The sequence below is a fragment of the Enterobacter sp. Acro-832 genome (assembly GCF_011752745.1).
In the GTDB taxonomy this organism is placed as follows: Bacteria; Pseudomonadota; Gammaproteobacteria; order Enterobacterales; family Enterobacteriaceae; genus Enterobacter; species Enterobacter quasiroggenkampii.
Window position 1 is genome coordinate 9052 of the sequence record NZ_VWWX01000009.1, and the last position, 12418, is coordinate 21469.

Here is a 12418-nt window from a genome sequence, read left to right on the forward strand (position 1 = left end):
ATTACCAACCGGAGTTACCCCATGAAAAAAATACTGGGTGCTGCACTGCTGTGCAGCGCACTGACCGGCTGCGCCGGTCTCAATTCTGATTTTGACTGCAACAAGACCGCGACCGACCAGTGCCTGACTACCGGTGAGGCCAACAAGCTGGCCGCTCAGGGTAAAAGTCTGGATGACCTGACGGCAGAGAAAACCGCAAAAAAGCCTGCGGGTGAAACCCTGCCGGCACTGCGCAATTCAGCACCGGTCGTGAATCCCTTCCGTCCTGTCTCCGCCGCAGCAACCGGAACCACCGCCACTAAGCCTTCTGCACCGCCCCCTCTGACCACAGCGCCGGCGAAATCGTCTGGCTCGCTGGTCACACCGCTGGCCACATCCAGCCATGCGACCCCTGTGCCGGTTAACTCTGCGGGCCGCGTTCCGGTTCAGCGTATTCCTGACGCCACGCAGCGCCTGTGGATTGCCCCCTGGGTGGACACAGACGACAACTTTCATCAGCCGGCTGTGGTCGAGTTCGTGAAAAACAAATCCCACTGGGATGAGAGCTATCGCGTTATCGGGGAGGGCGGGGAATGAGCAGCCATTACGTTACCGGCAAGAACGGCATCGATCATCTGGCGAAATCCTTAATCCATTCACGGAAAGGAACGACGCAAATCACCGCCACACAGTCAGTCGATACCGACGATGAAACGCTGGCCGTTCTGAGTGTGAGCTGTGACTGGCAGATTAAAACAGCCGGTGATGCACCGCTAACCGGGCAAATGAACGAAGAGAAGCTGCGTCGCCTGGAGTTAATCCGGGCCGCTGCGGAGGGCCGAAAATGAGTTTTGTCGACAGCCTGATGGATATGCTGAAAAACGGGAAAGAGGAAGACGGGGCAGCAACGGCCCGCAACAACCTTTCCCAGACCTGGGACTATCCGTCCCTGGTCGCTGCGCTGCCTTACCGGTATTACGACGACAAGAATGAAATTTTCGTCAATGCCGGCTCTGCGGGCTTCATTATGGAGGCCGCCCCGCTTCCTGGCGCGAACGAGCAGGTGATGGCCGCGCTCGATGACATGCTGCGTAAGAAGCTTCCCCGCCAGACCCCTGTGACCGTCATTATGCTTGCCAGCAAGTGTGTCGGGGAACGCATCGATCGCGGCGTGAGTAACGACATGTGGAAAGGGGGGATGGCCGAACACCTCAATAAAATTACCCGCGCGTTCTGGCAGCGTTCCGCGCTGCACGGGCTGGCCAACGAACGAGAATACCCGCTCTACCTGCGTAACTACCGTATCTTTATTGTCTACGGTCAGCCCATTAAGCGCGCTTCCCAGGTTCAGCGGGTGATGGATGACCTGATTCAGATACGTAACACTATCCGCGTCTCACTGGGCGCCGCGCGCATCGACAGCATGAACACCGATGTGCACGCTTTCCTGTCTGCGGTACGCGAGCAGATGAACTACCGTCAGGAACAGGTGCTGACGTCCTCCGGGGACTACAACGAGGATGAGAAGCTCAACCGCCAGGTGGTTGATCCTGGGATTGACCTGAAGGTGCATCCATCGCATATCCGGATGGAGCTGCCGGAAACCATTGACGCGCGCGGGACACGCCTGCCGGCATCAGCATGTCGCATCATTAACATGCAGCTTGCTAAAAACCCGCGTCGATTTGCGCTCTGGCAGGGGGCTGACAATCTGCAGAACCTGCGTTTTCCCGACCTCGGGATACCCTGTCCCTTTATGCTGACCTGGACGACGGCGCTGGAAGAACAGACCAAAAGCCAGAGCGAGGCTTTCCGTAAAGACCAGGACCTGTCTAAAAAGGCCAACTCAGCCTACGCTGCACTGTTCCCCAACACCAAAAAAGCTGCAGAGGAATGGCGGCGTACCCGAGAGCAGCTTCACAGCAATGAAATCGCGCTCTGCAATACCTACTTCAACCTGACCCTGTTCGCCCCGGATAACAATACCGAGGCACAGAAGTGTGAACTGGCCGCCGTCAACGTGTTCCGTAAGAACGAGCTGGAAATGGTGACGATACAGTACCAGCAGATGCGTAACTGGCTGGCCAGCTTCCCGTTCGTCATGCAGGAAGGGATGTGGGAAGACCTGAAGATGACGGGGGCAACGCTACGCTCCAAGTCATGGAATGCGGTGAGCCTGATGCCGGTCGTCGCCGAACGTCAGCTGTCCAACGTGGGGATGCCGCTGCCGACTTACCGCAACCAGGTGGCGTTCTATGACATGTTTGGTGAGGAGAACGGCAGTACCAACTTTAATATCGCCGTCACCGGCACGTCCGGGGCAGGTAAATCCTTCCTGACGCAGGGCATTCTTCGCGATGTACTGAATGCCGGGGGATACGCCTGGGTTATCGACATGGGGGACAGCTACAAGAACTACTGTCACCAGGCCGGCGGGGTTTATCTCGATGGCTCTAAACTGCGCTTTAACCCGTTCGCCAACGTTAAGGACATTAATCATTCAGCGGAAGGGATTGTGCGCCTGCTGACGGTACTCGCCAGTCCGACGCAGCCGCTGGATGGCGTCTGTGAAGCGATCCTGCAGAAAGCGGTAATGGATGCGTGGGAGAAGAAGGCAAACAAAGCCCGTATCGACGACGTTCATAATTACCTGACCAATGAGGATGTGAATCAGGCGTTCGCAGACAAGCCGACCATCATCGCGCGTCTCGCTGAGCTGGCCATGCTGCTCGATACCTACTGCACCTGGGGGCCTGACGGAGAATACTTCAACGCCGATGCCCCGACGCTCGATGGGGAAACCCGCTTCGCGGTGCTGGAGCTGTTGAGCCTGGAAGACAAGCCGAAGCTGCTCTCGTCCATCCTGTTCTCGCTCATTCTTGCGATTCAGGAAAAGATGTACCACAGCCCGCGCGACCTCAAAAAAGTCTGCATCATCGACGAGGCCTGGCGTCTGCTGGGTGGCTCCAACCCACACGCGGCAAGGTTTATCGAAACCGGCTACCGCACCGTGCGTCGTCACCGTGGGGCGTTTATCACTATCACCCAGGGCATCAAGGACTTCAGCGCCAGTAAGGAAGCAGAAGCCGCGTGGAACAACAGCTCCACCAAAATCACCCTCTTGCAGGATGCGAAGGCATTTAAACAGTACCTTGCCGATAACCCGGATCAGTTCTCGGACATGGAAAAAGAAGTTATCCGTGGCTTCCAGCCCGCCCTGCAGACCGGCTACAGCTCCCTGCTGATAAATGCCGGTGAATACAGCTCCTTCCATCGCCTGTTCGTCGACCCCGTGACACGTGCCATGTTCAGCTCGCGCGGTGAGGACTTTGCTTTCATGCAGAAAGCGCAGAAAGAAGCGGGAGCGACTGCGGAAGAAGCGGCGTATCTGCTGGCGGAGAAAAAATACGGCAGTGAACTTCGTGAACTTGAAGAGTGGGTGAAAGCAGCATGAGTGAACAACAAAACAAGCCGTATAACAGCGACACCGTCCGCGACGGTGTAACGATCGCCAGCAAAACATCCCGCTGGGTTAAGGCCGGCATGCTGGGGCTGGCGGGACTTCTGGTTATGACAGGCGTGGCATACGTGACGGCGAAAGTCGTCACTCCTGAGGTGGTGGTCTTCGACATGAAGGGGACGGTGGACCTCTTCATGCAGCAGTCCGCTCAGCTGCAGCTCGATGAAAACCGGGCTAAAGCGATGACCCAGCAGTTCAACGCGGCGCTGACCGGCAGCCTGGATGCATGGCAGTCCTCACACAACGCCATCATTCTGGTGAAGCCGGCGGTGATGAGCCCGCAGCGCGATATCACGAATGAAATTCGTGCTGATATTGCCCGACGCATCCAGGGGGGCCAGTGAAAAAACGACTGCAGCTGACGGTCATGATGCTGCTGATGCTCTCCGCCGGCAGCGGGGCGAAGGATCTCGGTACATGGGGCAACGTCTTCGAGCCTGCAGAGCAGGACATGCTGGCGTTTATCCAGAATCGCCTGAAGGGAATGGAGCAAACGGGTGAACTTGACCGCCTGCGCAAAGAGGCAACCGACAGAGTGAAGGAGCATGCGGTACGTCCGACGCCGGTGGAAGGGCTCACGAAAGCGAAGGAATACCGCAGCTTTGCCTGGGACCCGACATTTACCGTGAAGGAAACGATCACTGACATGCAGGGCAACGTGATCGCCCGCAAGGGCGATACGGTCAATCCTCTGGATAAGGTGCCCTTCAGCCAGGTGCTCTTTTTTATCGACGGCGATGATAAGGAGCAGGTGAACTGGGCCCGACAGCAACTCGCCGGTCAGACCAGCGTGAAGGTCATCCTGGTGAACGGCAACATCAAAGAAGCCAGTGATGCACTGGATGAACGTATCTACTTCGACCAGTCCGGCGTACTGACCCGTAAATTCGGTTTTGAACACATTCCTGCGCGGATATCCCGCGACGGCCGCGTGATGAAAGTGGAAGAAATTCCGGTATCAGGAGCGAAAAAATGAGTGCAACAACGTTAGGTGACCTGTTTCCCGAAATGCGTCAGGCGGTTACATCCCAGCGGCGTTACGCCAGAAAACCGCGTAAACCCGCTGAGACAACTCCGCGCAAGGGAACAGCAGAACGACTGAAGACGCTGTATCCCGAAATTGACTCCTGGCATCCGGTCCTGGTGACCAAAGCCTGGCTCCACTGGTGTGAACAGAACCAGCAGGACAGCCGGGAGCCGTCAAAACGTGATGAACGGTTTCCGGACTACATCATTCACCTCTTACTGGAGAACATGCGGGCCGAGGACAGTGCGAAACGTAAAAAGGGCCCGACGCTGTCACTTTCCGAGCGTCTCGACAGGTTGTTTGCAGGCGAAGAGCAGGAGAACGCCGAATGTCACTGATACACAATAGCGCTGTGCCGTCTGTGTCTCAGCATATGACAGGTCACAATGCTGATAACAAAGGCTGCGACGAAACCGTGAATCAACTCTGTCAGCTGTACCCTGAAATCGCGTCATGGCAACCGGCGCTGATCGCCGGTGCCTGGCATCAGTGGTGCGCGCAGAACCAGCGGCAACCGATAGCGCAGGACGAACGTGATGAGGCGTTTCCCATGTACCTCGTCAGGCTTATCCGCAACAGAATGGAGGAGATGAACGCATGGCGTTAATCGGCTGCTTCACCGGCCCTCAGGGGCTGCAGGGGGTGCTCACCTGTTTGCGCGATACTGAGGGCATGACCGGTATTATGGTCGTCGTTGCGCTGCTCGCTGGCTGGATTGTTGTTCAGTACGTGGCATGTGCCCGGCGTGAACGACGGGTGTGGGTGAGCAGACCGGGAATACCCGTCCCTCTCCCACAATTTGGCGGTGCCCGACATGCTGACGCGGTTCACGCCTTTGCTAACCGGGAATACTACCAGGTGATGCTGGCCGAACTGGAAAAAGCTTTGACTGACGCAGGCTACGAACTGACGCGTGAAGAATCACTGCGCGTGACGATGCCAGAGGCAGACCGGCAAAAAATCAGCCGCCGGATTTTCCGGGCGCGCCAGTGTTATACAGCGCCGAGAGTAACTGAGCAGGCGATGCAGGACAGCGAAGATGCGGCAGTGAACGATGGTTACGCCGGCTCATGGCTGAATTTACTTATCCGGGGCAGTGAGCGGGAAGGGTGGTACATCACAAAACCGGTACCGGAATTCGTTCCGACGAACTTTCCGTTAAAACAGGTCACCATAACTGTCAGTGCAAAACAGTCTGTCCTGACGCGGGATGTGGTGAGAATCATCAACGATGTGGCTGAAAAAGTGAAAAAACAGCCTTCATTTCCTGAAACACCGGAACGTATTGCAGGTGGTGTAATTAGCACTGAACTGTTATATGGAGCTGATCAGCGGCAGGTTAAGGTGGCGCCAGGCTGGTTTAATTCTCCGTCTGGAAATGATGTTCCTGACGATATCGCTGAAGGACAATTCCCGCCGGCGGGGAGGTCAGAATACCGGCATTTCATTGTCCGGGCGCAGGCAGGAAGGTTTTATACCCCGGCTGCACTTGCCTTCTATATTGAGGAAGCTGGTCGCAGGATAGAACAGGGGGAATCCAGCGGAGCAAGCTACGAAGATGACAGCGGCTACGCTTTCGCCGTGACGCCTGCAAAAAACACGCCCTGATACAACCGCGCTGCCCTTCAGGATGTTCGGTGCTCACTGCGTTGCGCTCCGCCTCAGCCTGAATGTCATCCCGGTTTCCGATTAACCCCGACCAGGTAACGCCATGAAAAAAGACCCTGATACTGAAAAGGGCCAGAATGTTACAGCCGTTCGTCATGATGAAAAATCGGCTTTACGGCTTAAGGCCATTCTTGCAGAAAATCCCCTTTATTATCCCTCAATAGTGTTAAGAGCTGGTTTACTGGCTCTTGAGGATATGTCCAAAGACCAGCGGCTGGCATTCATCATGAAAGCGGCCGACAAAACCCAAAACCACTAGTCCTACTTTCAAGCCCTCCCGCCGTCCGGTGGCAGCGGCACTCCCGGAGATACCCCATGACTCACCCTGAATCTGTCAGGCCGGTGACGGTTACCCGTGACCGCAATGGCTTCTGGACGCACCCTCATTATTTTGTACCTGCCAGTGATGAGGCCACACAGACTGAATTCGGCGACTGGATGCGCCAGCATAATCTGACCTGTGCCACCCGCTGGATGGAAAACGACGCGCCTCGGCAGGTGATCGCCGACTGGGAAAAGGGAAAACAAAACATCAGTGACTGGCTCCCTTCCGCACCAGAGGGGGAGGGCTGGTTCATTGGCTCCATTCATGATACTGAGGACGGCCCGGTCTGTGTATGGCTGCGGGAGGTGAAATGAAGCACTTTTCATGGCTTGCCGGTGTGTTGCTAATTTTTCTGTCATGGACACCGGTTCAGGCTAATGCTGCCAGCAATGCCGGTGATGGACGCTGGGTTAACCCGATAAGTGACGTCTGCTGGAAGTGCCTGTTCCCAATGACGCTGGGCAATATTCAGCTGGCGTCCGGGCCGCAAAAGGACACCAACAATCCGTCTTCGCCGATCCAGATTTGTCCGGTAGGTATCCTCTACCGCATCGGTCTGGCCATTGGGTTCTGGGAGCCCATGGCGATGGTGGACGTAACCCGTGAGCCGGGCGTCATGGTCAACATGGGGGGCTTTAAAATCGATCTCGGGCGTACGGGAACGGGAACAGCAGGGCAGAGTGACCGGCCCGCTGCCGGCACGTTCTACCATGTTCACTGGTACAAATACCCGCTGATTTTCTGGCTGAACATCATCACCAGTCTGGGGTGTCTGCAGACCGGCGACATGGATATCGCCTATCTCTCCGAAGTTGATCCTCTCTGGAATGACAGTACGCTTTCGATGCTGATTAACCCCGAGGCTGCGCTGTTCGGCAACCTGATAGCTCAGGGTGCCTGTGCAGCTGACGCAGCTGCATCATCTGCGGGTCTTCCTCTGTCGCCGCTGTTCTGGTGCGCGGGAAGTCAGGGGTCTATCTATCCGCTAACCGGCTATACCAGCGGTGAGTTTTCTCCGCTCGAGGCCTCTCTGCTGGTCGGAGAGCGAATGGCCTTCAAGATGCATCGTGAGGGGCTGGTATGGAACTCTGTGGGCGCGGACGTCGCCGTATGTAACCAGTATCCATCCCCGATCATCCCGAAAGAGCGATGGCGATACCAGATGGTGAACATGTACCCCGAACCGGGCAACTGCCATCCCTTCGGGGCCAGCACGCAGCTCTGGGGCACAACGCATAACTCTCCATCCTCCAAAAAGAACTTCGGCTACCTCTTCTGGCGCAAACGTAACTGCGTATTCCTTTAAGGACATGACAATGAAAAACGCTTATCTCCGGGCGCTGACGATCAGCGTCATGATTGCTTTCGCGCCGCTGGCCCTGGCGAGCGCCCAGACCGATATCTCCGTCTCCGACCATAGCTGGATCAAAGGTCAGCAGGATGCGCTGACAGCGATGAAGGAAGACCTGCAGGGGCATCCGGCGGCCGCACCCGTCTTACCGCAGCAGCAACTGGACCTGATTAGCCGCCTGCAGGGCGATATCGCAGCCCAGACCAACAAGATGGGGGAAAAAGACACGTTCCCGGCTATTTACTTTGTGAGCCTCGGTATTCCACGTGAAGGTCTGCTGCCGATGCTGAAGGATGCCCGCCGTTACAACATTCCGCCAACGCTGCGCGGCCTGGTTAATAACGACATGCGACAGACCGCGGCGGCAATGTTTGAGCTGAGTAAGGAGGACAAGGACGCTGGCGTGCAAATCGATCCAACGTTGTTCACTCAGTACAACATCACCACGGTACCCGCCCTAGTGGTGACCTGCCCTGGCCACTATGACGTAATCAGGGGAAGTCTGCCCCTGCAGCAGGCTCTCGAAAAAGTGGCAGAAAATGGTGATTGTGCGGCAACGGCACGCCATCTTCTGGAGGCCGCAAAATGAAAAATCTACTTTCAGCAATACTGATGCTTTTTCCGCTTCTGGCTGGCGCAGCTGATCCTGCCTTTGAGGCGGGAGCGAGCTTTGGCAAGGGCAATGCTTCCGCCGGCACGGGAGCCCTGAAGAATCCGGATACCGTCACGGGGGCAATACCAGGCTATACCGCTAACCCACCGGAGAAAGGGTATTACGGCGGCGTGGATGGTGGTGATGGTGGGCTCGCCAACAAAGGGCAGGCCGCTCTGCAGGGCAATGACGCAGCGCAGTCGGTTATCAACTCCGGAAAAACGAACCCGACGCCCGCCATAGACCCGAACGCACCTTTCATCACTATCGGTAAAAATGCGGAAGCTGGCGCTGACGGTGTGCTGAACGGGACCGCGAACCAGTGTAAGGAGGTGACGGTATCGAAAACCACCTTTGAAAATTACACCTGTGATAAGGATGTTGCCTCAGTGGAAGCCTGCTCAAGAACGGCAACACCTGGCGGACATACTTCCACCACGACAGTGCAGAAAACTTTCACACTGACGGCGGCCAATGGCGATGTTGTTTTTACGAATAACGGTACTTCCTTCAGTTTTAGTTTTAAAGCGCCGGCATCAGGACCGGTGATCAGCGCGCATTTTTACTGGGCGGATCGCGATGTCAATGCCGGGAAAATCTCCTGGTGGGGCATCAGCAAAACTATGGTCGGGAAGGCGTTTGACTGGGAGATGCCGGGCGCTCCGGGGACACCGTTGTCGCAGGGGGGCTCGTTACCTGCCGGTTCCTATCAAAGCACCGGATGTACCAGCGGAAATCAGGGGGTCTGTAGAAAACATATCCAGGAGCAGATAGCTGACTTTCAGTCAGGCGCGTCAGGCTTCACGCTGGTACTCGTCATGAACGCGGTTGAGACCACTTTTGTCCCGGAAGTGAACTGGTCCTCATCCTGTGGCCTGGATATGTCGAAGGCGCAAAAAACCACATCAACCTGCACCTCTCCGGGCGGAAACAAAACCATAGTGAACAACGGTCAGAGCTATGACGTCTATAGCGACTGCTGGGAGTACACCGATAACTATGTCGTGCCGTCCGACTCCACGGGAACCTGCGGAACGCTGATGACAAACCCGTCATGTACAGTGGCCGGAACGACCTGCACCGAATCAACCGACGGGCAGTGTACCCACATGAGTTACACCTACCAGTGTCAGACCACGCATCAGTCGGGTGGCCTGGTCTGCGGTGGCGACTACATCTGTAAGTCAGGCGAATGTGATGAGACCAATGGTGCCGGAAGCAGTGGTTTTGATACGGCGGTGGCCAAACTGGCAGGTCTTGCCTCGGCGGCTGAAGATGCAAAAGGTGCCAGCAGCGCCATTGATGTAAAAGTTTTCACGGGTAAAGCCATGCGGTGCCGTAAGGCCTTTGCAGGGTTCTCTAACTGCTGTAAAGACTCAGGCTGGGGACAAAGCGCCGGTCTGGCCTCATGTGATGATGAAGAAAAGGCTATAGGGAAGGCGAAGGCGAAGAAAATCACCGTCAGCGTCGGCGAGCGGTGTGACCGCCAGGTGCTGGGTGCCTGCATCCAGAAAAGTCAGGTCTACTGCGTCTTTGACGGCAAGCTTGCCCGCATCATTCAGGAGCAGGGGCGTCGCGACCAACTGGGTGTGAAGTTCGGCAGCGGAGACAGTCCGAACTGCCGGGGTATGACAGAAAAGGAATTGGAGCGAATCAACTTCGACAAAATCAACTTCTCTGACTTTTATGAGGATTTAATAAAAAACCAGAAAGTGCCGGACACAAGTACCCAGATTCAGCTTATAAAGGATCGTATCGCAGCGCAGGTGAACCAGCAGGGAGGTGGGAAATGAAGCGCGTCCTCTGTGGCCTGCTTATGGCGCTAACGAGCCATACGGCGCTGGCCGAGGAAATTGTAACGCCGGCAGAACCGTTCACCGGCTGGTCCTGGTACAACGAACCCAAAAAGCCGCCGGAGCAGTCCAGAAAGCCGCAACAGCCTGCGCCGCAGGCCATTCCGGATCTCAGCAAAATGTCCCCGATGGAGCAGGCCCGGGTACTGAAAGAATACACCCAGGAGGCGCTTAATCGCGCCATCCTGTTCCCCTCTCGGGAAAACACGGCGACGTTCCTGCGCTGGCAAAAGTTCTGGACCGATCGTGCATCGATGTTCAGCCAGTCCTTTGCGGCGGCGCAGCTGAGCCATCCGGACCTCGACTACAACCTGGAGTATCCGCACTACAACAGCATGGCGCCGTTTATGCAGACCCGTGACCAGCAGACGCGGCAGAGCGCCGTGGAGCAGCTGGCGCAGCAGTACGGTCTGTTCTACTTCTACCGGGGCAGTGACCCGATTGACGTGCAGATGGCGGGCGTGGTGGCGGACTTTGCGAAAGCCAACGGTATTTCGCTTATCCCGGTATCGGTTGACGGTCAGGTGGCTGCCTCCCTGCCGCAGAGCCGTCCGGATACTGGGCAGTCCCGGTCGATGAATATTACGCATTTCCCGGCGCTCTACCTTGTTGACCCACGAAGCAAGAATTACCGCGCGCTGTCTTACGGCTTCATGACGCAGGATGACCTGTCGAAGCGATTCCTGAACGTGGCCACCGGCTTTAAACCCAATTCCTGAGAGATGCTTATGCCATATAGACTTTTTACCCTTATCGGTGAAGCCGTGCGGGTTGCCATGTATTCCTTGATTTTCGGCCCGGCTCTGGCGATGTATGTTTTTGTGATGCTGGCGACGTCACAAGGCTCCCTTTCCCAGCAATTCCTGACGACTTTTCATGACCTGACTGATGGCGTACCTGCCGGCAAGGTGATGGCTTGTGTTAATGAAAATGTGATGCCAGGAAGCTTCTCGCCGCCTCAACCCGGAGAGTCATTAAAGCCCGTGCCCCCCGCTTTAGAGAAAGCACCGCCTGAAGTGTTATGTCAGCGCGGTTGGGTGGACAGCGATTCCTGGGCGCGTTCGGTTGATGCAACGCTACGCAACTTTTGGCTGATGGCGGTGATATTTGGCTTTGGAGTGTGGTTTGTATTCCGGGGCCTGAACCTGGCCGCCCGAAAGAAAATTTCACCAGACACGCATTCGGTTTTGGCACGGCAGAACAAGGAGACACACGAATGAAACCCGCTATTCTCGCAGGACTGATTTTCTGGGGCACGATGGCGCGCGTACTGAGCGAGCTAATGACCTGGTCCGTAGAACATACACAGCAAGGGCTCTTATGGCTGTGTAATGGTATGTGGGCAGGTGCGGCAGGGATGGTGGTTTATGCCGTGTATCGCTGGTTCCGTTACGAAAGAGGGCAAGCGCATAAGGAAGCCGATCATGAACACTAAAACTGCGCTCACTGCACTCCTGTTATCCCTGCCCCTGCTGACGTACGCCGGTGTGCGTGAGGAGTTAATGGCGCTTGAAGCGACAAAAACGGCTTCATCCGCTGACGCCGCAACCATCACCGCCTCCACCATTCCGGTACCCGCGCCAGCCAGCCTGATGGCGCTGCCGGACGGCCGTCGGGCTAACATGAAAGATTATGCTGTGGTGCTTTTTATGCAGGCGCACTGCCAGTACAGCGCGAAGTTTGACCCGCTGCTGAAGGGCTGGGCCGATGAGCATGCCATCAGGGTATACCCGTACACCCTTGACGGCGGCGGGGACGTATCTTATCCGACCCCGATGGTCCCACGTAAGACGGACCCTAACTCACCCATCGCAGACGAGATTGTCACCTTCTTCGGAAACGGTTTGCCGATCGCGACACCGACAGCCTTTATGGTCAACGTCAATACCCTGAAAGCCTATCCACTCACCCAGGGCGTGATGGACATCCCCGCACTGGAGAGTCGGATGGCCAGTCTGATTCAGGCTGACATGGACAACGTCGATCCGAAAACGCTGCCGCCCATGCCGGCAAGCGCGCAGGTCACCCCTCAGTAATACAAAC

At 56.4% G+C, this 12418-nt stretch carries 17 protein-coding genes; all 17 read left to right on the forward strand.

Annotation, left to right across the window (positions count from 1 at the left end; translation table 11 throughout):
* Positions 1–21: 21 nt before the first annotated feature.
* The 17 genes from traV to trbB all read left to right on the forward strand — a co-directional run bounded on the left by traV (position 22) and on the right by trbB (position 12411).
* Positions 22–576, forward strand: coding sequence for a type IV conjugative transfer system lipoprotein TraV (traV, locus tag F3J31_RS21170; protein ID WP_167215167.1), 555 nt, complete (start codon positions 22–24; stop codon positions 574–576).
* Complete coding sequence (locus F3J31_RS21175; protein ID WP_143346234.1) at positions 573–827, forward strand: hypothetical protein; 255 nt, start codon at positions 573–575, stop codon at positions 825–827. Before traV ends, F3J31_RS21175 begins: the two co-directional genes overlap by 4 nt.
* Entirely contained in the window at positions 824–3433 is a 2610-nt protein-coding gene (gene traC / locus F3J31_RS21180; protein ID WP_110915526.1) for a type IV secretion system protein TraC, read from the forward strand. Before F3J31_RS21175 ends, traC begins: the two co-directional genes overlap by 4 nt.
* Entirely contained in the window at positions 3430–3843 is a 414-nt protein-coding gene (trbI, locus tag F3J31_RS21185) for a type-F conjugative transfer system protein TrbI (RefSeq protein ID WP_167215170.1), read from the forward strand. Before traC ends, trbI begins: the two co-directional genes overlap by 4 nt.
* Entirely contained in the window at positions 3840–4475 is a 636-nt protein-coding gene (traW, locus tag F3J31_RS21190) for a type-F conjugative transfer system protein TraW (RefSeq protein WP_167215173.1), read from the forward strand. The genes trbI and traW overlap by 4 nt, the downstream gene beginning before the upstream one ends.
* Positions 4472–4864 (forward strand): hypothetical protein, encoded by a 393-nt coding sequence (locus tag F3J31_RS21195; RefSeq protein WP_167215176.1) that lies wholly within the window; start codon positions 4472–4474, stop codon positions 4862–4864. Before traW ends, F3J31_RS21195 begins: the two co-directional genes overlap by 4 nt.
* The gene (locus F3J31_RS21200; RefSeq protein ID WP_167215179.1) at positions 4855–5133 is read left to right on the forward strand and encodes a hypothetical protein; all 279 of its coding nucleotides are present in this window, start codon (positions 4855–4857) and stop codon (positions 5131–5133) included. Before F3J31_RS21195 ends, F3J31_RS21200 begins: the two co-directional genes overlap by 10 nt.
* On the forward strand, positions 5124–6134 hold the full coding sequence (locus F3J31_RS21205) for a hypothetical protein (protein ID WP_167215181.1): 1011 nt from the start codon (positions 5124–5126) through the stop codon (positions 6132–6134). The genes F3J31_RS21200 and F3J31_RS21205 overlap by 10 nt, the downstream gene beginning before the upstream one ends.
* Positions 6135–6237: 103 nt before the next feature.
* Positions 6238–6453: a hypothetical protein gene (locus tag F3J31_RS21210; protein WP_167215184.1), complete on the forward strand. Its 216-nt coding sequence runs from the start codon at positions 6238–6240 to the stop codon at positions 6451–6453.
* A gap of 56 nt (positions 6454–6509) precedes the next feature.
* Positions 6510–6833, forward strand: coding sequence for a hypothetical protein (locus F3J31_RS21215; protein ID WP_167215187.1), 324 nt, complete (start codon positions 6510–6512; stop codon positions 6831–6833).
* Complete coding sequence (traU, locus tag F3J31_RS21220) at positions 6830–7825, forward strand: conjugal transfer pilus assembly protein TraU (protein ID WP_167215190.1); 996 nt, start codon at positions 6830–6832, stop codon at positions 7823–7825. Before F3J31_RS21215 ends, traU begins: the two co-directional genes overlap by 4 nt.
* Before the next feature lie 10 nt (positions 7826–7835).
* On the forward strand, positions 7836–8459 hold the full coding sequence (trbC, locus tag F3J31_RS21225) for a type-F conjugative transfer system pilin assembly protein TrbC (protein ID WP_167215193.1): 624 nt from the start codon (positions 7836–7838) through the stop codon (positions 8457–8459).
* On the forward strand, positions 8456–10315 hold the full coding sequence (gene traN / locus F3J31_RS21230; protein WP_167215196.1) for a type-F conjugative transfer system mating-pair stabilization protein TraN: 1860 nt from the start codon (positions 8456–8458) through the stop codon (positions 10313–10315). Before trbC ends, traN begins: the two co-directional genes overlap by 4 nt.
* Positions 10312–11094, forward strand: coding sequence for a type-F conjugative transfer system pilin assembly protein TraF (gene traF / locus F3J31_RS21235; protein ID WP_167215199.1), 783 nt, complete (start codon positions 10312–10314; stop codon positions 11092–11094). The genes traN and traF overlap by 4 nt, the downstream gene beginning before the upstream one ends.
* Positions 11095–11103: 9 nt before the next feature.
* Positions 11104–11595: a hypothetical protein gene (locus tag F3J31_RS21240; protein ID WP_167215202.1), complete on the forward strand. Its 492-nt coding sequence runs from the start codon at positions 11104–11106 to the stop codon at positions 11593–11595.
* Complete coding sequence (locus F3J31_RS21245; protein WP_063154486.1) at positions 11592–11810, forward strand: hypothetical protein; 219 nt, start codon at positions 11592–11594, stop codon at positions 11808–11810. The genes F3J31_RS21240 and F3J31_RS21245 overlap by 4 nt, the downstream gene beginning before the upstream one ends.
* A complete protein-coding gene (gene trbB / locus F3J31_RS21250) occupies positions 11800–12411 on the forward strand; it encodes an F-type conjugal transfer protein TrbB (protein ID WP_167215205.1) in 612 nt (203 codons plus the stop codon). The genes F3J31_RS21245 and trbB overlap by 11 nt, the downstream gene beginning before the upstream one ends.
* Positions 12412–12418: the final 7 nt, after the last annotated feature.